Source organism: Alcaligenes sp. DN25 (assembly GCF_023674485.1).
Classification (GTDB): domain Bacteria; phylum Pseudomonadota; class Gammaproteobacteria; order Burkholderiales; family Burkholderiaceae_B; genus Alcaligenes; species Alcaligenes phenolicus.
This window is the reverse complement of record NZ_CP098408.1, coordinates 1790619-1813783: the sequence shown is the minus strand read 5'-3', so window position 1 is coordinate 1813783 and position 23165 is coordinate 1790619. Positions and strand designations below refer to the sequence as shown.

The following is a 23165-nucleotide window of genomic DNA, read 5'->3' as shown; positions in this document are numbered from 1 at the left end:
CTCATATCGGCTTGTACCGATAGGCAAAACGCGCCTCTTACCTGACAGATAAACCAGGAGTGAAAGCCCAGTGAAAAAGCAGTTCTGGCAACATCAAAAAGCCTGCCCCCAGCCTAATACCCCTGGCTAGACAAAAACGCATCCAGCCTTGGCAAGACTCGTCGTGCCGTGGCCCCGGTCTGGCGAATGACTTCAGCCACGTCCATCCCCCGCAGCTCTGCAAGACTCTCCGCGACTCCTTTCACCTCAGCCGGCTCATTGCGAACCGATGCCAAGGGAGTCCCCGGCTCCACCAACCAGGACGGCGCCAAATCCGGCGCATCGGTTTCCAGCACAATATCATCAAGACTCATATCCTGCGCCAGACGGCGAATCTGCTTGGCTCGGCCAAAGGTCATGGCCCCACCAAAACCCAGCGCACAGCCTTGGCGTACGAACATCTGCGCCTGCTGCTCACTACCGTTAAAAGCATGGGCTATCCCGCCTACTCCCGGAAATTGCCGCAGATATTTCAGTACCCGGTCTTGAGAGCGACGCACATGCAGGAGTACAGGCAAGCCATAGCGTTGCGCCATGGCCAATTGAGCTTCATACAGCCATTCCTGATGACGACTAGCCTCTTCGGTTTTCAGCTCTGGCACAAAGTAGTCCAGACCGATTTCCCCCAAGGCGACAAAACGCGGGTCGTCCAGACGCAGCTGGATTTCCTGTTCCAAGGCTTCCAGATCTGCTGCCCCCACTTCAGGAGTAAACAGGGGGTGAATCCCCAACGCATACACGCCCCCGGGTGCTGCCATCGCGGTCTCACGGGCAGCTTGAAAGTCAAATACACCTACGGACGGCACCACAATCGAACGTACACCCGCCACGCGGGCACGCTCAATCACCTGCTCTCGGTCTTGAGCAAATTCGGGAGCATCCAGATGACAATGCGTATCGATAAGCATAACGAGACTCCCCACAAACCTCAGCCCCTCAAAGGGAAGGACGCGGTATGACAGCCCCACGCCCCTGCGAGGTATTAGACCCGGCGCTCGGCCCTGATTTCCTGGGTCAGATAGCCCTTGTCCATTACCAGCTGACGATGGGCCAGGGAGGCCAGGGCCTGGTCATGGGTCACGATGACAAAAGCTGTGCCGAACTCTTCATTGACCCGGCTTAACAGTTCAAACATACCTTCAGCGGTATAGCGGTCCAGATTACCCGTAGGCTCGTCCGCCAGCACGCAGGCAGGTCGTGTGACCAAAGCACGCGCCAAGGCCACTCGCTGACGCTCGCCCCCGGACAACTGACCCGGATAGTGATGCACGCGCTGGGACAAACCCACTTGTTCCAGAACCTGCTGAGCCTGCTCGCGCGCCTCTGGACGCTTCATGCGACGCACGATCAAGGGCATGGCCACATTGTCCAGCGCATCAAACTCAGGCAGCAAATGGTGGAACTGGTACACAAAGCCCAGCACCTTGTTGCGCAGCTGACTGCGTTCGCTCTCATTCAGACTCTCTGTCTGGGTGCCGTTAACCTCGATGCTGCCTGTATCAGGCTTATCCAGCAGGCCCAAAGCGTGCAGCAAGGTACTTTTACCCGAGCCGGAAGCGCCGATAATAGCCACCATCTCGCCACGACACACCTCCAGATTCACCCCGGAAAGCACTTGAATGCTGTTGCCGCCTTCCTCGTAGTGGACGCTGACATCGCGCGCGCACAGCACGGTTGGAGCGATAAGATCAGTCATGACGCAGCACCTGTGCAGGTTGAAGCTTGGAAGCACGCCAGCTTGGGTACAGCGTGGCCAGGAAGGACAAAACCAGCGAGACAATAGCAATCAGCACAATGTCATAGACCTGCGGATTGGAAGGCAATTCGCTGATGAAGTAAATCTGCTGAGGCAGGAATTTACGACCCATCAGGTTTTCAATAAAGGGCACGATCACGTCGATATTGTAGGCAATCAAGGTACCCAAACCGACGCCCAGCAAGGTACCCACAACGCCAATCAAAGCACCTTGCACCAGGAAAATACGGGCAATCTCGCTGGGGGTGGCACCAATAGTGCGCAAAATAGCAATATCCGACTGCTTGTCTTTCACGGCCATCACCAAGGAAGAGAGCAGGTTGAAAGCCGCCACCGCCACAATCAGGGCCAGAATCAGGAACATCATGCGTTTTTCGGTTTGCACAGCGGCAAACCAGGTACGGTTATTAGCTGTCCAGTCCGACACCAGCACGTTGCGCGGCATTTTGCTGGCCAACTCCTGAGCCACCATGGGGGCCTGCTGCATATCTTTAATACGCAGACGCACACCACTATTGCCACTGTCGCGGAAAATCTTGGAAGCATCATCCACGTTCACAAAAGCCAGGCTGGCATCGTATTCGTAATAGCCGGAGGAAAACACGCCGGTTACCGTGAACTGGCGCATGCGTGGTGAAAAACCGGCTGGCGAGATCGAGCCTTGCGGGGCCATCAGCATGATCGTATCGCCCGTGCTGACACGCAATTGATTGGCCAACTGCTCGCCCAGCACAATCCCGAAAGTGCCTGGCTGCAGATTTTCCAGTCGGCCCATGACCATTTGCTGGGCCAGCTCGGACACCTTGCTTTCCTGATCAGGCTCAATGCCACGTACCTGCACGCCCATCAATTGATTACTGCGCACCAACATGCCCTGACCGGCCACATAGGGGGCCGAGCCCACCACCGCCGGATTGGTCTGGGCTTTTTGAGCCAGCGATTTCCACTCATTCAAGACTTGCTGATGATCGGCATTGCGCACAATCAGTTCAATATGCGGCAAGACCGACAGCATGCGATCACGCACCTGGGTCTGAAAGCCGTTCATGACAGACAGCACGACAATCAGCGCGGCTACCCCCAGGGCAATCCCCGCCATCGAGCTGCCCGCAATAAAGGAGACGAAACGGTCTTTTCGTCCCCCACGCCGTTTGCGGCCCTTGGCCAGGCCGGCATACCGCGCTCCAATCCAAAATTCGTATCCCATGCGAGCTGCTATCGCCTCAAAGAAAACACTACAATCGCTGTCATGCAGATCGTAATCAACGGTGCGCTGCCGGAACCGGCCATCGCGCGCGAACTCATCAAACACTTGCCCCAGACGGCCCCTTCACTGGTTCAGTTACTGACTCAGGGCAAAGGCACGCTGTCGGTACGCGGCCCGTCCGAGGACCTGTGCACGCCAGCACAAGCCTGGCTTTTGCACGCCCACGGCTTTACGGCGCACCAAGCCCAGCATCTTAGCGCAGGTCTGGCCCCTTTGCGGCTACGCCAGTTGAAACAAATCCACTCGGTGGCGCCGGACCAGCCGGTCTGGCTGGCAGAGCTGGTGCACATTGCCCCCTCTCGCGAGGGCGCCATGCTGATACCCAGCGAGCAACTAGCCTTGACTGAGTCCTATAGCCGCGCCTTGCTGGAGGCCATTCGCCCTTATCTGGACGACACCGGCTTTCAATTCGAGTACATCAGCCCGGCCTTGTGGCGTGTCACTCCACCAGCTGATTTTACGGTGCAAGCGGCCTCCACAGAACTGGTCAGCCAAAGCAATTTGAATAATTGGTGGACACAGGATGTGCAAACCCGCCCCTGGCGTCGTCTTATCAATGAATTTCAAATGCTGGCCTTTTCCCTGCCGGACAATCAGGAGCGCGAACAGGCGGGTCTGCCCAATGTGAACAGCTTGTGGCTGTTTGGCGGAGCGTCCTGTCAGCAATTAGGCCCCGAGCCCGCCGAACTGCGCATTATTGATGACTTGCAAGACAGCCTGATACGACAAGACTGGGGGCTTTGGCTACAACAACTGGCCGAGCTGGATCGTACCGTGCTCGCCCCCCTGGCCGCAGGGCCCATGCCAGAACTGGTGCTGACCGGACTGGACCGCTACGCTCACGTCGGTCCCGCCTCGCGCCGCATCTGGCCCCTGTCCCTGTTCAAACAAACCTCTAACTGGAGTCAGTGGTGGTCACCCCTATCCTGAAAAACCGTCCCGTTCAAGAAGCCGCCAGCCACGCCCTGAAACAGGCCGGGATTCATGATTTAATGGCCCGTCTGCTGGCCTCTCGGGGTGTGACGGACGCCGCCCAGATCGATCCGGCCTGGCGCAACATGATTCCGCCCAATATGCTGACCCAGGCGCGTGAAGCCGCCGTTTTGCTGGCCGATGCCATTGCCCGCCGGGACCGCATGCTGATCATTGCCGACTATGACTGTGACGGCGCTACCGCCTGTGCAGTCGGCCTGCGTGCGCTGCGCAGCATGGGCGCAGTCGTGGACTTTCTGGTTCCAAACCGTTTTGAAACCGGCTATGGCCTGTCACCCGCCGTGGTCGAACTGGCAGAGCAACATCCCTCGGGCAAACCGGATCTGCTGATTACCGTGGATAATGGCATTGCCAGTATTGATGGTGTGGAAGCCGCTCATATGGCGGGCATGAAAGTTCTGGTCACAGACCACCACCTGCCCGGCGATGAGTTGCCCGATGCCCTGGCGATTGTGAACCCCAATCAGCCCGGTTGTGAGTTCCCCTCCAAGAACCTGGCCGGTGTGGGCGTTATTTTTTACCTGATGCTGGCCTTGCGTGCCGAGCTGCGTCAGCGCGGGGTATATGAGGCCAATGCCGGCCCACGCCTGAACGAACTGGCCGATCTGGTTGCCCTGGGGACCGTGGCCGACGTAGTCAGCCTGGATGCCAATAACCGCCTGATCGTCACCCAAGGGCTGGAGCGCATGCGCAAGGGCCAGATGCAGGCTGGGCTGCGCGCCCTGTTCCAGGTTGCTGGCCGCGATCCTCGTCAGGCCAGCGCCTTTGATCTGGGTTTTGCCCTGGGGCCACGCATCAACGCCGCCGGTCGACTGGCCGATATGGCCTTGGGCATACGCTGCCTGATCACGGATGACGAAGACGAGGCCGCTAATTTGGCTCGCGAACTGGAGGACATGAACCAGGATCGCCGCTCGATTGAGCAGTCCATGCGCGAAGAGGCCCTGCGCGCAGCCGAACTAGCCGAACCGGACACCAGCGCCACTGTGTGCGTGTTCCACCCCGAATGGCACCAGGGCGTGGTCGGCCTGGTCGCCTCGCGTTTGAAAGAAAAGTACTGGCGCCCTACCCTGGCGTTTGCCCAGGGTGACGAAGGCGAGATCAAAGGTTCGGGCCGCTCCATCCCCGACGTACACCTGCGCGATGCGCTGGATTTGGTCTCCAAACGCTATCCCGGTCTGATTCTGAAGTTTGGTGGCCACGCCATGGCGGCCGGCCTGACGATTGAAGAGGACAATTACGATGTGTTTGTGCAGGCCTTTGAAGAAGCCGTACAGGAACTGACCGGCCGCTATCAGTTTGATCCCGTCATTGAAACCGACGGTTCGCTGGAGCCCGAGCACATCAATATTACGGTGGCCGGAATGCTGCAAAAACAAGTCTGGGGCGCCGGCTTCCCGGCTCCTGTTTTCCGCGACAACTTCTTCGTACGTCAACAACGTCTGCTCAAGAACAAGCACCTGAAGTTGAGCCTGGAGCGCAACGGTGAATACTTCGATGCGATCTGGTTCAACCGCGATACCTTGCTGCCGGAAAATATCGAAGCCGCCTATCGTCTGGATCAGAACGAATGGAACGGGAACGTCAGCGTGCAATTTATTATTGAATATGCACAGGGTCAGGATTAAGCACTATCGCTATCGCCCAGTGTCCCTTTCCCGGAACCGCTGCTTATGCAGCGGTTTTTTTTTTTTACGACTAGCTTTGAATAGAAGCAGCCCTGGCATCCCAGCTACGCATGGCTTCTGTAATAGCCGCATCCAATACAGTCCCAATACGGCCATCCCGCGCCTAACCTTCTTAAGGCGTTTGAGACTTCGACCGAGTCGGCAAGGTCGCCAGCACCAAGCCCGCCAAAGCCAGTATAAAAGCGTAAACATGCACGGTCGTAAAGCTCTCCCCCAGCACCAGCACACCCACTGCTGCGGTACCCAAGGGCATCAAGACCATAAACACCGCGGCTTGCGAAGCGGGTACGGAACGCACTCCCGTCATCCACAGCCAGACCGTCCAGACGCTGGCGGCCAAGGAATAAAACACCAGCAAAGGCCAGATCCAGCCTGCCGGTGCCGTGAAATCGAAATCCCAGGCGGCGTATAAACCTAGGGGCGTAATCAGCGCCAGGCTACACAGATTGATAATCGCGCTGATGCGCTTGGGACTAAGCACGGCGGTCAGGCGCTTGCCTATGACCGCATAAGCCGACTCGCACAGGACGGCACAAAAGATCAGCGCATTGCCCAGCCACATTTTTCCTGGGTCCAGCTGATCCACACCGTGATCGTCCTCCTGTACCAGGGCCAATAAGGCAATCCCGCCCATCCCCAGGGCCAGTGACACCCAGGTGCGCGGCCCTATGCTTTCTTTCAGGAAGTACCAGCTGAACAAGGCCACCATCCCGGGAATGGCGGACAAAATAACGCCAGCAGAGACCGCACTGGTCATGCTGATGCCTGTCACCATGCACAGCGTGAACAGGAAATTACCCAAAAAGGATTCCAGAAAAATCAGGCCACGGGTACGCAGATCCAGTGCGGGTTCAGTCGCCGGTTTGCGCAGCCAGCGCAGCATGGCGATCCCGCCAATGCCAAAGCGCAGCCAGGCCAGCAAGAACACCGGCAGTGCCGCGACCAACGGCCGTGTCAGGGCGATATAACTGCCCACCAAGGACATGGACAAGGCCAAACAGGCGTATGCCGCCAGACGTGATCCCGCTCTATTCACCCACCCTCTCCTAATACACACATTTGCAAGGCAGCTAATCAAAATACCACGGCGGCCAAGGTCTACAATACGCCCGAGCTCGGCCTTCCAGGATAAAAAACATGGCCTGCCATGTTGTCCGTTTCGCTCACCACCGCCTGTACCCCTGACCTTACCCAGATCTGCCCGTACAGCCCCGTGTTGCCAGCGCTTTATCCCACCCCATCGGAAAGTCGTGTCGCCAGCCCTTAAGCAGGTCTGCGATGGACGGCCCTACACTCGGCCCGACCCATGCTGCTCCCCGTAACAGACTAATCCGCACCGCGCCGGCCCACCGGCCAGCCGTGCTCCTTGAAGGATATTTCATCATGCAGGCTATCGCCCGCCTGAGCCGTTTTGTTGGCAATACCTTTGCCATCTGGGTTCTACTGTTTGCCGTTCTGGCCTATTACTTTCCCGACCACTACCGCTGGTTAGGCGCTTATATTGTTCCACTTCTGGGCATCATCATGTTCGGTATGGGTCTGACCTTGTCGCGCCAGGACTTTGCAGAGGTGTTTGTGCGCCCTGGCCGTGTGGCTATTGGTGTAGTGGGACAATTCATCATCATGCCCGGTCTGGCCTGGTTTCTGACCTACGCCTTTTCCCTGCCACCCGAATTGGCCATTGGCGTGATTCTGGTGGGCTGCTGCCCCGGTGGCACCTCGTCGAACGTGATGACTTTTCTGGCCCGTGGCGACCTGGCCCTGTCGGTTGCCATTACGTCGGTCACCACCTTGCTGGCTCCTATCGTCACCCCTGCCCTGATTTACTTCCTGGCCAGCCAATGGCTGGAAGTCAGCGCCTCGGCCATGTTCTGGTCCATTGTGCAGGTGGTGATTCTGCCAATTGCCCTGGGCATTATTGTGCAATCCCTGATGGGTGAAAAGATCAAAGCCGGTGTGGCAGCCCTGCCCCTGGTATCTGTGGTGGCCATTGTGGCTATCGTGGCCGCTGTTGTCGCGGGTAACCAGCCAAAAATTGCGACCAGTGGCTTGTTGGTGTTCTCGGTTGTCGTTGTACATAACACCCTGGGCTACATCCTGGGCTATGTACTGGCACGCTTGAGCGGCATGCCTTTAGCACAGCGCAAGACGCTGGCTATTGAAGTGGGTATGCAAAACTCCGGGCTGGGTGTTGCCCTGGCCAGCGCCCATTTTTCGCCATTGGCCGCTGTGCCCAGCGCTATTTTCAGCGTTTGGCACAATATTTCCGGTCCCTTGGTCGCGACAATTTTCCGTCGCATGGGTGATGGCAAGTAAACACCTGCAACCATGTGCAAGGACTTGAACCCAAAGTCCACAAAGTAAAAAGGGACGCTCTACCGGGCGTCCCTTTTTTTGCATCCAGAGTGTCGCAAGACACCCGCATCCGCTCAAGCCTCAGCTTTTACGCGAAGACACATAAATCCCGCCTACGATCAGCAAGAAAGCCGCTCCGTGGTAAAGCTTGGGGGTATCGCCCAGAATAAAAACAGACATCAAAGCCGCAAATACAGGCATCAGATTGACGAAGAAACCGGCCGTGGCAGCGCCCACTCGCTGAACAGCCACCCCCCAGCATCGCAAGGCGATCAGAGCCGGACCAGTCCCCACATACAGAATGGCCAGTAACAAGCCCCAGGACCAGTCGATATGCCAGTCGGTAAATTGCCACTCCATGGCGGCAAAAGCACCAGACCAGATCAAACCGAAAAACACTTGTGCCATCACTACAGTGGCCCAGGTTTCTGCGATTGCACCCTCATGGCGACGGGTGCTGAGCATCCAGCTATAGATCGCCCAGGCGATAGTGGCAATCACCATGTACACATCACCCGGCACAAAACGGAAGGCCATCAGCTCCTGCCAGTCCGCACGCGTCAGCACCAGCACCACACCCAGCAAGGACATCAAGCCCCCCACCAACTGACGCCCATTGACGGTAGATTTGAAGAACAGGCGTCCAATGACCAGCATCCAGAACGGCAAGCTGGCGTTGACCAAAGTCACGTTAATGGGGGACGAGCTTTGCAGTGCCAGGTATTGCAAAGCGTTATAGATCCCTATGCCCAGCAAACCCAGAATCGAGTAGCGTTTCCAGTTGGTCCACAAATTACTGCCGCGTCGCAGCACTTGTCGTCCCACAAAAAGCAGAATGGTGAAAGCTACCAGCCAACGGAAGAAATTCAGGGTAATGGGCGGAACCTGATCATGAATCAGGCGCCCCACAATGGCATTACTTGCCCACAAGATCGTGGGTAAAACCAGTAAAGCCGTCGTGCCAGGGGTCAGTTTCTGAGTGCTCACAAGCATGTCCTAAAAAACGGCAACGGCGCATGTGATCCCTCCTCAGGTCACCTCTGCGCCGTTACGATTGGCCTAGTATATAGGCAAGCATGCTCTGCCCTCTACGCCTTTACCTGCCTGCTTGTGACGATGAGAACTGGTCAATCTTTGACCAATCCATAAATATTATTTATAATCATACAATTGTCACGTCATGGCGCTGATTGAATTTTATTGGCCCATCCCATCCACGCTCGTCTGACTTTAGCAACATCAGATGCAGCTACCCAGGGTAAATCGACCTTGAAACACCCCCACTTTTGGGAATAAAGCTTGACCCGATCAAGCGCCCCAAGTGCATTACTTGGCACCACAACCAGCACCTTTAACCGCAAGGGCCTGTCCCGCGCGTCGTTATACAGGTTCCTGTTCCTGGCAAGTATTCGTGTTTTTGCCCGTTTTTCAGGTAGGCAGACCTTGTCTGCCCCGGCTGGATCCCCCTATGAACGGCGGGCGTGTTTTCAATTTGATCCACCTGACCCTGTCTGGAACCAACCATTCCTGACAGACACAGATTCACCCCGATTTTTATGGGCCTAGTGCAAGGCTGGACTCCAGACACCGCTTGTCCGGTTTGTCGGTCTGCCTTGTTTTCAAGCCCGTCCCCGTCCCGCCCAGCAAGGCCAGACGGGAATTATTATTTTTAAAGGAGTCCCGATTTATGGCCAAAGAAGAGCTACTTGAAATGCAAGGTTCCGTCACCGAAATCCTGCCTGACTCGCGCTTTCGTGTCACCCTGGACAACGGTCACGCCGTTATCGCCTACACCGGCGGTAAAATGCGCAAGCACCACATCCGTATTCTGGCTGGCGACAGCGTCACCCTGGAAATGTCGCCCTACGACCTGAGCAAAGGTCGCATTATCTTCCGCCACCTGCCCAAGCGTATTGGCGCGCCGACCTCTGCCCCTCGTCGCACTCCCCACCGCCGTTAAGACATAGCGCCACACCCCTGTCACAATTAGATGCAAAGATAGGCGCGCCTGACAGGGGTGCGACAAGAGCCATCAGCGCTCGGGCGCACCCCACATCTTGTGGGAGTCGCCTTGAAAAAACTACTGACGCTCAAAACCGGCTTCATCGCCTATTTTGCAATTCTGAGCCTGTTTCTAATCCTGATGCTGATTGCCCTGCAACATTTGAGCAGCAGCATCGAACAGCGCAAGCATCTGGAAGCCCAGCGCCACCAAACGACGGCGCTTAGCAAAGACTTCAAACGCATCAGCGAATTGCTAAGCCGTCAGGCCATCGCGTTTGTCTCCAGCGAGCAAATTGAATTTCAGGATAATTTCCGCCACCTCCTGGCGGTGTTTACGGGTGCCCAGGCGGATCAGGACGGCGTCACCCTGGCGATGCTGGACCGTTTCAGGGATCTGGAGCTGGAACCGGCTGAACAGGACCTGCTTCGCTCCGCCTATGAGCAGACCCTCGCACTTAGCCAGGTTCAGTCCGAGGCCATCCAAACCGCCAGCGGCCAGTTTGAAGATGGTAACGGCGCTATCCGTATCGCCCTGCCCAATGCCTTGATGGCCAAAGTGCTGGTGTTCAGCCAGCAATACATTCAAGCCTCCGCCCAGATCACCAACACACTGGATCAGTTCGAACACCAGTTCAGCGAGCGCCTGGACAGTTCTCTGGATCTGGCTGGTCGTAGCAGCGACCGTGCGTTCAGTCTGGCATTAGCGGCACTGGCCCTGTTCTTCATGGCCAGCACGATTGCTCTACGCCTCTTGTATCGCTCCATCAAGCAGCCACTGGATCAAGGGGCAAATCTGGCCAAGGAGCTGGCCCAGGGCAAGCTCAATGCGCAGCTCAGCGTGCGTCGCCATGATGAGTTCGGGACCTTGCTTACAGCACTCAATGGCATCGGCCAGGGCGTACAAACCGTGGTGCATCAGATCCGCGAACAAACCGGCTTGATACGCGACGGCTCGCATGCCATTGTGCTGGGTAGCCAGAACCTGAGCGAACAAATTCTGGACCAATCCACCGAATTGAATCAGACCGTCAAGGCGATGAATCAACTGGCTGACACCGTGCGCCAGAACGCGGAGCAGGCCCAAACCGCCGATCATCTGGCGCAAGACACCTCCAGCCAGGTGGCCCTGGGCAATCAAGCGGTACACAGCCTGCTCGATACCATCGACGCGATTGCCGACAGCTCGAACAAAATGAGCGAAATCACCAAACTGATCCGCAACATTGCCTTCCAGACCAATATCCTGGCCCTGAATGCCGCGGTGGAGGCCGCCCGCGCCGGAGTCCATGGTCATGGCTTTGCGGTTGTTGCTGCCGAAGTGCGCAACCTGGCTTTGCGCTCCACCGACGCCTTGCAACAGATTTCCACCCTGATTTCCAGCTCAGTCGAACAAACCGAGCAAAGCTCGGCTGCGGCCCGAGGTATGGCGCAAGTCATGGCCAACACACAACACAAGGTCAATGAAATGCGCAGCATTGTGGCGGATATTGCCCAAGCTTCTCAGGAGCAGGCGACGCATATCGACTACGTGAACCAGGTCATGACGCGCCTGGACCAGCAAGGCCAGTCCAACCGCCAACTGCTTGAACACAGCGCCCACACCGCTCAGGAGCAGCTGGAGCAAACCACTTTGCTGGCCCAGGTGGTGGCGCATTTCAGTCTGGATAGCGATCTTTCCGGGCCCGATGCTCCCGCCCTGCCCGCCGCCCTCAAGCAGCCTTCTTACCGATCCGTGCCCGCCTATCGCACAGCCACGTGCACAATGTCCAGTTCCTGAGCGGCCAATACGTGCCATAGACCTCCGATAAGGGTAAAATCGGAAGTTTGCCGCGCGCCGCCTTGCTGGCTGGCGTGGGTGGCACATCAAATATAGGAAAGCCGCTGAATCATGGAATCGGAACGACTTAATCAACTGGAAGCCCGCCTTGCCGATTATTCGGAGCGGGAAAATGCCTTACGGAGGTATCTTTGACTACGATGACAAAGCTCATCGTTTGCACGTAGTCAATGCCGAACTCGAGGACCCCAACGTCTGGAACGATCCTCAACACGCTCAGGATCTGGGCCGCGAAAAGAAAAGTCTGGAAAACGTGGTGCATGTGCTGGACGCCTTGCACACGGGTTTGAAAGATTCGCAGGACCTGTTTGAGCTTGCCGCGATGGACGATGACGATGCCACTATCGCCGCCATCGAAGAAGATTGTGCCGCCATGGCCAGCCGTATTGAAGAGCTGGAGTTCCGCCGCATGTTCTCCAACCCTGCCGACCCGCTGAATTGCTTTATGGATATTCAGGCCGGTGCGGGTGGTACCGAAGCCCAGGACTGGGCCTCCATGCTGCTACGCATGTATGTGCGTTATGCCGAACACAAGGGCTTCAAGGCTGAGATCCTGGAACAGTCTGACGGCGACGTGGCGGGTATCAAATCGGCCTCCATCAAGATTGAAGGCGATTACGCCTACGGTTTTCTGCGCACTGAAACCGGCGTGCACCGTCTGGTTCGCAAAAGTCCCTTTGACTCCTCCAATGGCCGCCACACGTCTTTCACCAGCGTGTTCGTCTACCCGGAAATCGACGACTCCTTTGAAGTCGAAATCAACCCGGCCGACTTGCGTATCGACACTTACCGCGCCAGTGGTGCCGGTGGTCAGCACATTAACAAAACCGACTCGGCCGTTCGTATTACGCACGAGCCCAGCGGCATTGTGGTGCAGTGTCAGAACGACCGCTCGCAGCACCGTAACCGTGCCGAAGCCATGCAAATGCTGAAGTCCCGCCTGTACGAGCTGGAAATGCGCAACCGTATGGCCGAGCAGCAAAAACTGGAAGACTCCAAGAGCGATGTGGGTTGGGGTCACCAGATCCGTTCCTATGTGCTGGACCAGAGCCGCATCAAGGACTTGCGTACCAACTACGAAAGCTCCAATACCCAGAAGATTCTGGATGGTGACCTGGATGCCTTTATTCAAGCCAGCCTGAAACAAGGTATTTAATATGCACGCTTCCACGCTGACTGTTCTAAGCGGTGCCTCTCGCGGTCTGGGCTTGTCCCTGGCACGTCAGGCACTGGCCGCTGGCCATCAGTTGATCACTTTGGCCCGCAGCGAACTGCAACTGGATGCGCCCCAAGGGGCTCATCAACATCTGCAAGTAGACCTGGCCAGCGCGGAAGGCGCACAACAGGCTGCCAAGGCTCTGCAAGCCTTGATCAGCCAGACACAGGCTCAACGCTACGTCCTCATTAATAATGCGGGCACGGTTGATCCCGTTGGGCAGGCCAGCCACCTGCTCGATGCCCAGGCCATTACACAGGCGCTGCAATTGAATGTCGCCAGTGTCATGAGCCTGACCGCCGCCTTCTTGCAAGGCGCCCCCAAGGATGCCCAACGCCAGGTGCTCAATATATCCTCCGGTGCTGGCCGCAAACCCGTCTCGGGCTGGGCCGTGTACGGCTGCAGCAAGGCAGCGCTGGATTTTTATACGCAAACCCTGAAGCTGGAAAATCCCGAGCTGGCCGTTTGCTCTCTGGCCCCTGGCGTGATCGATACCGATATGCAAGGCCATATCCGTAGCCAATCCCGCGACCAGTTCCCGAACCTGAGCCGCTTTATCGACCTGCATCAGCAAGGTCAGCTAAGCAGCCCGGACGATACGGCCGAGCGCATTTTGCGCCACCTGAACAGCCCGGATTTTGGCCAGCACGTCCTGGATGACATCCGCCACTACGAATAAGTACTGACACAATGACTGAACCGCTAGACACTTCCGCCCCCGTCGTAGACGAAAACCGCCTGATCGCCGAGCGTCGTTCCAAACTGGACCGCCTGCGCGAAAACGGCATAGCCTACCCCAACGATTTTCGCCCTGACGCTCACGCTGCCGAGCTGCACAGCCAGTACGGCGAGCAGGACAAGGATGCCCTGGCTGCAACCAATAAAGTCGTGAAAGTAGCTGGCCGCATGATGCTCAAGCGTGTCATGGGTAAAGCCAGTTTTGCCACACTGCAAGATGCTTCCGGCCGCATCCAGATCTACCTGGACAAAGCCGCACTGGGCGAAGAAAACTACGCGGAATTCAAGGGCTGGGATATCGGTGACATCCTGGCCGTGGAAGGCACAGTCTTCAAAACCAATAAGGGCGAGCTTTCCGTACATGCTTCCAGCGTGCGCCTGCTGGCCAAGTCCCTGCGCCCCCTGCCCGACAAATTCCACGGTCTGGCTGACCAGGAATTGAAGTACCGTCAGCGCTACGTAGACCTGATCATGGGTGAAGACACCCGTCAAACCTTCCTGGCCCGCAGCAAGGTCATGAGCAGCCTGCGCCAGCACATGGCACAGGCCAACTTCCTGGAAGTGGAAACCCCCATGCTGCACCCCATTCCGGGTGGCGCATCGGCCAAACCCTTCATTACGCACCACAATGCGCTGGACATGGAAATGTACCTGCGTATTGCTCCCGAGCTGTACCTGAAGCGTTTGATCGTGGGCGGTTTCGAGCGCGTATTCGAGATCAACCGCAACTTCCGTAACGAAGGCGTCAGCCCTCGTCACAACCCTGAATTCACCATGATGGAGTTCTACGCGGCCTATACGGATTACCAGTGGCTGATGGACTTCACCGAAAACCTGATACGCGAAGCCGCTATCAGCGCCCGTGGCACCGCCACCCTGCAATACCAGGAACGCGAGCTGGATCTGAGCCTGCCTTTTGATCGCCTGACCATTACCGGCGCCATCATGAAGTACGCTCCGTCCTACCAGATCGAACAGCTGGAAGATATCCAATTCCTGCGCACTGAGCTGGCTCGCCTGAAAGTGGACGTGAACTCACCCCCACTGCGCGATGCCGGTCTGGGTGCCTTGCAACTGGCTCTGTTTGAAGAAACAGCGGAATCCAAGCTGTGGCACCCCACATTCATCGTGGACTACCCCGTGGAAGTGTCGCCACTGGCACGCGCTTCGGACACCCAGGAAGGCATTACCGAGCGCTTTGAGCTATTCATTACTGGTCGCGAAATTGCCAATGGTTTCTCGGAGTTGAACGATCCTGAAGATCAAGCCGCACGTTTCCAGGCCCAGGTTCAGGCCAAGGACGCTGGCGACGAAGAAGCCATGTTCTATGACGCGGACTACATCCGTGCGCTGGAATACGGCATGCCCCCTACAGGCGGCTGCGGTATCGGTATCGACCGACTGGTCATGTTGCTGACCGATAGCCCTGCTATCCGTGACGTGATCCTGTTCCCGCACCTGCGTCGCGAGGACTGATCAGTCTCAAGCAAGAAAAACGCGCGGTCTTGACCGCGCGTTTTTCTTTATGCATCTTCGGCCGCACATACGCAGCTATTCTGCCCGTTCAGGAACAGACTCCACTCCAATCGCATCATTACAGCCCTACGCCGGTAAAGACAGACCTCACTCAGGCTTGATACCAGCAACTGCCGCCACTTCACGAAACAAGGCAATATCACGCGCCACGATCTGATCTAGCGACTCGGCCGAACCAGGCGCGATCACAAAGCCCTGCTCCTCCAATGGCTCCGCAAATTCGCGCGAATGCAGTACAGCCGTAATATCGCGATTCAGCCCGGCAACCACCTCATCGGGCGTGGCACGTGGCACAAAAACGCCCTGCCAGCTTTCGATCACGAAATCAGATACTCCCAATTCATGAAAAGTGGGAACATCCGGTAAAACCTTCGAACGCTCCGGCGAGGTCACCGCCAGAGGGATGAGTTCACTCTTCTGAATGTTCTGGATTGTCCCAGAGATATCAATAAGCGCCCCGTCCACATGCCCACCTAGTATGTCCAACATAGCGGGGGCCCCTCCCGCGTAAGGAATGTTATTGGTTTGCGTACCCAAACGCTGGTTAAGCATCTCGACGGCCAAATGATAAATACTGCCGTAACCAATCGGCAGCGCTGCAGATACTTCGCCAGGCCGACGCTTGAGTAACGCCACGTAATCATCGAAGTGATTAACGCCCAGCCCTGGCCGCACTACCAGCACCTGCGAATTAACAATAGTGCGGGTCACACCACGGACCTCCGTCTCGCTATAGGGCAGCTTGCGACCGAGGGCAGCGTTGATCGCAAGCTGATCCCCGCTAGACAACAGGGTATGCCCGTTTGGGGCTGCACGAACTACCCGGTTGACGCCAAGACTGGTGTGAGCGCCGGGCACATTATCCACGATCACCGTTTGTTGCCACAATTTGGCAAGATTTTGCGCGAGCATCCGTGCGATACGGTCAGCGTTGCCGCCCGGATTCACCGGAACAACAATACGCACAGGCCCGGAGGGAAACGTATCGGCCTGCTGCGCACGTGCCGGAACCGTGGCAAACATAGCACCCAAAGAAGAAACAGGAACTCCAAGCCGGGCGGCGATACCCGCGCCGGTCGCTTTCAAGATCATGCGTCGATTCAAGCCTACCTCCAGTATCCACAGACTGCCCCATTGATCGGGCGACATTGTGTTGCAGTGCTTGCCAACCACGAACTGTAGTCTAGAGAGCCCCCGTGCGCGAATCAAGCTGCCCTCGTCCCGACCGTCGCTAAAGCGCCTCTCAGCGACTTTCGCGCAGCCTGACCACTTGCTCGGCGACACGTCATGCCGAAACAAAAAAGGACGCTCGAAAGCGTCCTCTTTTTACTGCGAATCCAGGCTCATAGACTCATCGTGTTGCACCTGTGTTGCGAGTACGATTTGGAGACAATTAATCCACCGGCAAACGCATCACCGCCTGCGCCCATTTATGAGCCACCTCAGGCGAAGAAAAACACGAAGCCTTGTCTGCTACCACGCGCACCGCACGCTCCAGCAGCTGGATGTCAGCCTCGTGCTGACGCGCAACGTGCGGGTCTTCAAAGAAGATGACACGTTGACAACGATTTTCCAGCACCAGCTCGGCAATTTGTGCATCGCCGCCCAAAGGTCCACTTAGATATGACTGAATCCAGGGTGTTTCCTTAGGCCAGCCTTTAGACCAGGCCAGCTCATTCAACAGGCGGCTTGTCGTCCCGGTTCCCACGCGTTGGCCAAAGCGAGACAGCAGATCAAAATGCTTGTCGGCAAACTCAATCATCTTGTCCTTGAGTGCATCGTGCGCAATCATGGCCAGGGTTTGATTAGGGAAGTCAAAAATACGTTTGCAGCTGGAATCAGGCCACAAGCCGCGGCTGACACGCTCCACTTCAATCCATTCAATTGCACCCATCAAGGTAGAAATGAAAGGACGGCCATGCGTGATGCATTGGCGCTTGAGCGCCAATGCTTCCGGAAAAATGGAGGAAGGGTCTACCGGGTCAATCAGATAAATGGCGCCATCAAAAGGCGGTGTACCATCCGGGCTTTGCGTGACCCGGGCCACCAGCTTCATCAAGCCGCCATCACGACCATAGGGATAGCGAACCAGGCCGCCATAGCCTTCCAGCAGGCCCGAACGCTCGATGGCATTACAGGTACGACCGACCGTATAAAGCTCAACTTCCAATTCGCGAATACCGCTGGCTGAGCGCCGCAACCACTGAAACAAAGCCGCATCTGCCGAATCATGGTGCAATTGATTGGCCGCCAAACCGAAACGTAATGACATGAGTTCCTACACGGTAAACGATTCGCCACACCCGCAGGAGGCTTTCTCGTTTGGATTGATGAACTTGAAACCTTCATTGAGGCCATCACGGCCATAATCCAGCCGCGTGCCGTCAATAAAGGGCAGGCTTTTAGGATCAACAAACAGTTTAACGCCGTGCTCTTCAAACAGTTGATCGCCTTCAACCGGCTCATCAACAAAATCCAGCTTGTAGGCCAGACCCGAGCAACCGGTCAGACGTACACCCAAACGTAGCCCCAAACCGCCCCCGCGTTTTTTCAAATGACGCTGGATATGTTCTGCGGCGGGCTGAGTAAGAGAAATAGACATAATCTTTTCCTTTCTATAAACCTGAAAGAATATTCAGCCTTCAGGCTTGGACAACTAAAACGCGCCTTTGTTCTGTACCGAGGCAATAGCGGCCTGAACCGCCTCCTGGGCCAACAAAGCACAATGCACTTTGACCGGCGGCAATTCCAGCGCTTGCTGCACATCTGTAGACGAGAACTGAGCTGCCTGCTCCAGACTGCGACCTTGCAGCCACTGTGTCGCCAATGAGGCGGCAGCGATGGTACAGCCACAGCCATAAGCCTTGAAACAGCTATCCTGAATCTGGCCCTGCTCCGATACCTTGAGCTGAATGCGAATCAAGGCCCCGGTTTCGTGACTTCCCGCTTCCCCTGTACCCACGTCAGCATCACTGCTGTTCATGACACCCACATGACGCGGGTGCAGGAAATACTCCATGACAGCGTCACTATATATCATTGCGCGAACTGCTCCGAAGCAGGCTCGCTCCACAAGGGAGAGATGGCCCGCAATTGTTCAACCACACGACGGATGGCGGCTATCGTGTCATCAATGTCCTGCTCGGTCGTGAAACGACCAAGGCTCAAGCGCAAGGAGCTGTGCGCCAACTGATCGCTGCGACCCAAGGCCGTCAATACGTAGGACGGTTCCAGGCTGGCCGACGTACAGGCCGAGCCGCTGGACACGGCCAGATCCGTCAGGGCCATCATCAGAGCTTCGCCCTCGATGTGATCCACGCTGATGTTCAGGTTGTGGGGCACGCGCTGATCCAAGGTGCCATTCAGGAACAGGTCAGGGATAGACTGCAAGCCAGCCCATAGACGATCTCGCAGCGCGGTGATGCGCTGATTGTCTAGATCCATTTCCTGCGCAGCCAGTTCAAAAGCACGCCCCATGCCCACGATCTGATGAGTGGCCAGCGTACCGGAGCGAAACCCGCGTTCGTGACCACCACCGTGAATCTGCGCTTTCAGGCGCACGGCCGGTTTACGACGGATATACAAGGCCCCGATTCCTTTGGGACCGTAAGTCTTGTGGGCAGACATGGACATCAAATCCACCGGCCACTCCTGCAGATTGATCGCCACCTTGCCGGTGGCCTGGGCGGCGTCCACATGGAACAGCACCTTGTGCTCCCGGCACATTGCCCCCAGGGCCTGCACATCTTGAATCACGCCAATTTCGTTATTCACTAACATGACCGAGGCCAGGATGGTGTCGGGGCGAATGGCTTGTTCAAACGCCTGAGGATCAATCAGACCACTGGGCAGGACATCCAGAAAGGTGACTTCAAACCCTTCGTCCTGCAAGGCCAGACAGGTATCCAGCACGGCCTTGTGTTCCGTACGGACGGTAATAATATGGCGGCCCTTGGACTGATAAAACTGCGCGGCACCTTTTAACGCCAGATTGATGGCTTCGGTAGCACCGGAGGTCCAGACGATTTCACGCGGCTCTGCCCCTACCAAAGCGGCAACCTGACGGCGCGCCTGGTCCACGGCCTCTTCCGCATCCCACCCATAGGGATGGCTGCTGGAGGCCGGATTGCCAAATCGTTCCGTCAACCAGGGAATCATGCTGTCGGCCACACGCGGGTCTACCGGTGTAGTGGCGGCATAATCCATATAGATACGCTGAGCGCGACTCATACAAAACTCCGGGTCAGTAGCGGATCTTGCCCACTACAAAGTACATTCTTCTGGCTGGCCGGCTTCCTGAGCGGCCAACTTCAGCTGACGCAGACGCTGCTGATCAACCAAGTCCTGTAGCGAGACAGAATCCAGATAATCGACCATTTTACGACTAAGCGTCGCCCAAAGCTCGTGAGTCATGCACTCGCCTTTCTGCCCATTTGTGCCCTGCTTGCAATTACCCTTGCCACCGCATTGGGTGGCATCAACGGGCTCATCGACCGCAAACACAATGTCAGCAACGGTGATGTGGCGGGCCAGACGCGCAAGCGTATAGCCACCACCCGGACCACGCACACTATCGACCAGTTCATGGCGGCGCAACTTGCCAAACAACTGTTCAAGATACGAGAGCGAGATACCCTGTCGCTGGCTGATGCCTGCGAGCGTCACCGGTCCACTTTGCTGGCGCAGCGCAAGATCGATCATCGCGGTTACGGCGAAACGCCCTTTTGTCGTCAAACGCATGATAGTTTCCTTGCCAAAGGCGAAAGCGGCCGGACTGCCAACGGCAAATCCGACCAATTTGGTCCAGTATAGCAAATACAGGGGAAACTACCGTGCTTGAGCGTGTGTTTTTACACTTATACTGAAGTGTTATATAGCCACTCAGGCAGCACGGTAATTGGGGACGCGCTTGCGAACCAGTTCGAACACGCCCTGGCAGGCATCTTCGATATAGTCCATGACCTTATTAAAGCCATCCTGGCCGCCATAATAAGGATCGGGCACGGTAGCCGCTTCATAGTCAGTGGCAAAGCGCATCAGCAGCATGAGCTTGTGACGGTAAATGGGAGGACACATTTGCTGCAAGGCAGCGTGGTTTTCCCAGTCCATGCTCAAGATAAGGTCGAAGTTGCGAAAGTCCTCGCGCTGGACCTGTCGGGCCTGATAGGTAGAGATGTCATAACCGCGTTTACGAGCGGCTATCTGTGCGCGTGTGTCAGGATGCTCGCCAACATGAAAGCCATGCGTGGCGGCTGAATCCACCAAAATAGCCTCCGACAAACTGGCCTGGTCGACCAGTTGGCGCAAGACACCTTCGGCGCTGGGGGAGCGGCAAATATTCCCTGTACAGACAAACAGAACCTTACTCATAATGCGTCAAAGTCTGCGGGAAAACCCCAAATAAGGCAAGATGAAACCGGGGTGAAAACAGACCCCGAAAATCGCCTTGAAAACAGCAAATCCGTATCGTTTGAGAGCTGCCAATAAGAACCGGTCGCAGCTGCTTGAAGTTTGGAATAAACCAAAGGCGCAGCAACCTTTGCTTAGCGGATACACCACTTTCTCGAGATGAGATAAATCAAGCAATACACCCGAGTGATGAAAGCCGGTAGCAGAACGGTGTTTTTTCTGAGCTTTCGTCCAGCTTTAGTTGCAAATACACAACAATCATCACGCCATCAGCAGCTTGGCCTTCAGTCTTTGCAACTTGTCGCGCGCGGCTGCCGCTTGCTCGAACTCCAGGTTGCGGGCGTGGTCCATCATCTCTTTTTCCAGACGCTTGATCTCGCGTGCAGCGGCCTTCTCGTCGCGAATCAACTCGTCCGGCACATCCTCGCGCAAGCTGGCAGTTGGATCCGAGGCAACAACACCATCAATCAACTCACGGACGGCCTTGTTCACGCCGCGCGGCGTAATACCGTGCTCTTCGTTAAAGGCGATCTGCTTGGCACGACGGCGCTCGGTTTCTTCGATAGCGCGGTGCATGGAGTCCGTCATTCTGTCGGCATACAGAATGGCTTTACCGTTCAGGTTACGCGCTGCCCGACCTATGGTTTGAATCAGGCTGCGCTCCGAACGCAGGAAGCCTTCCTTGTCCGCATCCAGAATCGCCACCAGAGACACTTCGGGCAAATCCAGCCCCTCACGCAGCAGGTTGATCCCGACCAGCACATCGAAGACGCCCAGACGCAGATCCCGGATGATCTCGGCCCGTTCCACCGTATCAATATCCGAGTGCAAGTAGCGCACGCGAATACCGTTTTCTGACAAATACTCGGTCAGATCTTCGGACATGCGCTTGGTCAGCGTTGTCACCAGCACACGGTCTTCCTGCGCAGTACGCAGCTTGATTTCACCCAGCAAATCATCGACCTGCGTGGTAGCCGGACGAACCTCGATTTCCGGGTCCACCAGTCCGGTAGGTCGCACCACCTGTTCAACCACATTGTCTGCATGCTCTTGCTCGTAGGCAGCGGGTGTAGCCGACACGAACACGGTTTGCGGCATACGGCGTTCGAACTCTTCCAGTTTCAAAGGCCGGTTATCCATGGCCGAGGGCAAGCGGAAACCGAACTGCACCAGGGTTTCTTTACGCGAGCGGTCACCGCGATACATGGCGCCCAACTGCCCGATAGTGACGTGGCTTTCGTCGATAAACATCAGGGAGTTACGTGGCAGGTAGTCGATCAGTGTCGGCGGCGGATCGCCAGGCGCTGCTCCTGACAAGTGGCGAGAGTAGTTCTCGATGCCTTTGCAAAAGCCCAGCTCCTGCAGCATTTCCAGATCAAAACGGGTGCGCTGCTCCAGGCGTTGAGCTTCAACCAAATGCCCTTCCCGTGTCAGAAATTCCAGACGCTCGCGCAGTTCGAGCTTGATGGTTTCAATCGCCCTCAACACGGTTTCGCGTGGCGTCACATAATGCGAGCTAGGGAACACGGTAAAGCGGTTCAGCTTCTGCACGACCTTGCCTGTCAGCGGATCGAACAACTCCAGCTCTTCAATCTCGTCATCAAACAGGCTGACTCGCAAGGCCAGCTCCGCGTTTTCTGCCGGGAAGATATCGACCACTTCACCACGAGCACGGAATATCCCACGCTGAAAATCCAGATCGTTACGCTCGTACTGCATGGCGACCAGACGCGCCAGCAGCTCCTGGCGGGCGATACGGTCACCCTTGCGCAGGGTCAGCACCATGGCATGGTAATCACCGGGGTTACCAATACCGTAGATGCAGGACACGGTACCCACAATAATGGTGTCAGGCCGCTCCAGCAGGCTTTTGGTGGCCGACAAGCGCATCTGCTCGATGTGTTCATTGATGGACGAGTCCTTTTCAATAAACAGATCACGCGATGGCACATAGGCCTCGGGCTGGTAGTAATCGTAGTAAGACACAAAGTACTCCACGGCGTTGCGTGGAAAGAACTCGCGCATCTCGGCGTACAACTGCGCCGCCAGGGTTTTATTGGGCGCCAGAACAATGGCCGGACGCCCGGTGCGAGCAATAATGTTCGCCATCGTATAGGTCTTGCCCGAGCCCGTTACCCCCAAAAGGGTCTGGTACATCAAGCCATCATCAATCCCCTCAACCAACTGCTCAATCGCCGCAGGCTGGTCGCCAGCAGGCAAATAAGGTTGGAAAAGTTTGAAGGAACTCCCCGGAAATTCTTGAAAGGCAGGCTCAAATTTCATGCTAGACACACTTTAGGGTAAGCCCGTATTATCACATTAATGCT

At 56.5% G+C, this 23165-nt stretch carries 21 protein-coding genes; 8 read left to right on the top strand and 13 right to left on the bottom strand.

Translation table 11 applies throughout. The features are described from left to right. Positions 1–113: 113 nt before the first annotated feature. The 3 genes from NBV64_RS08380 to NBV64_RS08370 form a co-directional block, all read right to left on the bottom strand. A complete protein-coding gene (locus NBV64_RS08380) occupies positions 114–947 on the bottom strand; it encodes a TatD family hydrolase (RefSeq protein WP_250757072.1) in 834 nt (277 codons plus the stop codon). Positions 948–1021: 74 nt separating this feature from the next. After that, positions 1022–1735, bottom strand: coding sequence for an ABC transporter ATP-binding protein (locus NBV64_RS08375; RefSeq protein ID WP_250757071.1), 714 nt, complete (start codon positions 1733–1735; stop codon positions 1022–1024). Next, positions 1728–3002 (bottom strand): lipoprotein-releasing ABC transporter permease subunit, encoded by a 1275-nt coding sequence (locus NBV64_RS08370; protein WP_009457991.1) that lies wholly within the window; start codon positions 3000–3002, stop codon positions 1728–1730. Before NBV64_RS08370 ends, NBV64_RS08375 begins: the two co-directional genes overlap by 8 nt. A gap of 42 nt (positions 3003–3044) precedes the next feature. Here NBV64_RS08370 and NBV64_RS08365 point away from each other — a divergent pair, with 42 nt between their 5' ends. Together NBV64_RS08365 and recJ are read left to right on the top strand one after the other, a co-directional pair. Further along, a complete protein-coding gene (locus tag NBV64_RS08365) occupies positions 3045–3992 on the top strand; it encodes a hypothetical protein (protein ID WP_250757070.1) in 948 nt (315 codons plus the stop codon). Then, positions 3974–5683: a single-stranded-DNA-specific exonuclease RecJ gene (gene recJ, locus NBV64_RS08360; RefSeq protein WP_250757069.1), complete on the top strand. Its 1710-nt coding sequence runs from the start codon at positions 3974–3976 to the stop codon at positions 5681–5683. Before NBV64_RS08365 ends, recJ begins: the two co-directional genes overlap by 19 nt. 172 nt (positions 5684–5855) lie before the next feature. Here recJ and NBV64_RS08355 read toward each other — a convergent pair whose 3' ends face one another. Beyond that, positions 5856–6779 (bottom strand): DMT family transporter, encoded by a 924-nt coding sequence (locus NBV64_RS08355; RefSeq protein ID WP_250757068.1) that lies wholly within the window; start codon positions 6777–6779, stop codon positions 5856–5858. Between the two features lie 347 nt (positions 6780–7126). Here NBV64_RS08355 and NBV64_RS08350 point away from each other — a divergent pair, with 347 nt between their 5' ends. Next, a complete protein-coding gene (locus NBV64_RS08350; RefSeq protein WP_021446706.1) occupies positions 7127–8059 on the top strand; it encodes a bile acid:sodium symporter family protein in 933 nt (310 codons plus the stop codon). 120 nt (positions 8060–8179) lie between these two features. Here the strand turns inward: NBV64_RS08350 and NBV64_RS08345 are convergent, their stop codons facing one another. Beyond that, positions 8180–9091 carry a DMT family transporter gene (locus NBV64_RS08345; protein ID WP_021446707.1) on the bottom strand — a complete coding sequence of 304 codons (912 nt, stop codon included), beginning with the start codon at positions 9089–9091 and terminating at the stop codon, positions 8180–8182. 694 nt (positions 9092–9785) lie between these two features. Between NBV64_RS08345 and infA the strand changes: the two genes are divergently transcribed. The 5 genes from infA (at position 9786) to lysS (ending at position 15369) form a co-directional block, all read left to right on the top strand. Next, positions 9786–10058 (top strand): translation initiation factor IF-1, encoded by a 273-nt coding sequence (infA, locus tag NBV64_RS08340; protein ID WP_009458008.1) that lies wholly within the window; start codon positions 9786–9788, stop codon positions 10056–10058. Positions 10059–10169: 111 nt separating this feature from the next. Beyond that, positions 10170–11879, top strand: coding sequence for a methyl-accepting chemotaxis protein (locus tag NBV64_RS08335; RefSeq protein ID WP_250757067.1), 1710 nt, complete (start codon positions 10170–10172; stop codon positions 11877–11879). Positions 11880–11990: 111 nt separating this feature from the next. Further along, positions 11991–13095, top strand: a protein-coding gene (gene prfB / locus NBV64_RS08330) for a peptide chain release factor 2 (protein WP_115635138.1) whose coding sequence is annotated in 2 segments (ribosomal slippage) — positions 11991–12071 and positions 12073–13095 — 1104 coding nt in all. Because the reading frame shifts where the segments join, the coding sequence is not laid out codon by codon here. A gap of 1 nt (position 13096) precedes the next feature. After that, positions 13097–13834 carry an SDR family NAD(P)-dependent oxidoreductase gene (locus NBV64_RS08325; RefSeq protein WP_250757066.1) on the top strand — a complete coding sequence of 246 codons (738 nt, stop codon included), beginning with the start codon at positions 13097–13099 and terminating at the stop codon, positions 13832–13834. An 11-nt stretch (positions 13835–13845) separates the two neighbouring features. Then, positions 13846–15369 (top strand): lysine--tRNA ligase, encoded by a 1524-nt coding sequence (gene lysS, locus NBV64_RS08320; RefSeq protein WP_009458015.1) that lies wholly within the window; start codon positions 13846–13848, stop codon positions 15367–15369. A 147-nt stretch (positions 15370–15516) separates the two neighbouring features. On the opposite strand, the gene NBV64_RS08315 is transcribed toward lysS, so the two are convergent. From NBV64_RS08315 to uvrB, 8 genes are all read right to left on the bottom strand, one after another. Beyond that, positions 15517–16533 carry a Bug family tripartite tricarboxylate transporter substrate binding protein gene (locus NBV64_RS08315; protein WP_235484236.1) on the bottom strand — a complete coding sequence of 339 codons (1017 nt, stop codon included), beginning with the start codon at positions 16531–16533 and terminating at the stop codon, positions 15517–15519. Positions 16534–16822: 289 nt separating this feature from the next. After that, positions 16823–17701 carry a methylglyoxal synthase gene (locus NBV64_RS08310; protein ID WP_009458020.1) on the bottom strand — a complete coding sequence of 293 codons (879 nt, stop codon included), beginning with the start codon at positions 17699–17701 and terminating at the stop codon, positions 16823–16825. 6 nt (positions 17702–17707) lie between these two features. Continuing rightward, the gene (locus NBV64_RS08305; RefSeq protein WP_003801383.1) at positions 17708–18031 is read right to left on the bottom strand and encodes a HesB/IscA family protein; all 324 of its coding nucleotides are present in this window, start codon (positions 18029–18031) and stop codon (positions 17708–17710) included. 54 nt (positions 18032–18085) lie between these two features. Then, positions 18086–18469: an iron-sulfur cluster scaffold-like protein gene (locus tag NBV64_RS08300; protein ID WP_009459111.1), complete on the bottom strand. Its 384-nt coding sequence runs from the start codon at positions 18467–18469 to the stop codon at positions 18086–18088. Beyond that, positions 18466–19659 (bottom strand): IscS subfamily cysteine desulfurase, encoded by a 1194-nt coding sequence (locus NBV64_RS08295; RefSeq protein WP_035268115.1) that lies wholly within the window; start codon positions 19657–19659, stop codon positions 18466–18468. The genes NBV64_RS08300 and NBV64_RS08295 overlap by 4 nt, the downstream gene beginning before the upstream one ends. 33 nt (positions 19660–19692) lie before the next feature. Beyond that, on the bottom strand, positions 19693–20169 hold the full coding sequence (gene iscR, locus NBV64_RS08290) for a Fe-S cluster assembly transcriptional regulator IscR (protein WP_021446710.1): 477 nt from the start codon (positions 20167–20169) through the stop codon (positions 19693–19695). A 141-nt stretch (positions 20170–20310) separates the two neighbouring features. Next, on the bottom strand, positions 20311–20802 hold the full coding sequence (locus NBV64_RS08285; protein WP_026482840.1) for a low molecular weight protein-tyrosine-phosphatase: 492 nt from the start codon (positions 20800–20802) through the stop codon (positions 20311–20313). A 297-nt stretch (positions 20803–21099) separates the two neighbouring features. Next, positions 21100–23121: an excinuclease ABC subunit UvrB gene (gene uvrB, locus NBV64_RS08280; RefSeq protein WP_009459107.1), complete on the bottom strand. Its 2022-nt coding sequence runs from the start codon at positions 23119–23121 to the stop codon at positions 21100–21102. Positions 23122–23165: the final 44 nt, after the last annotated feature.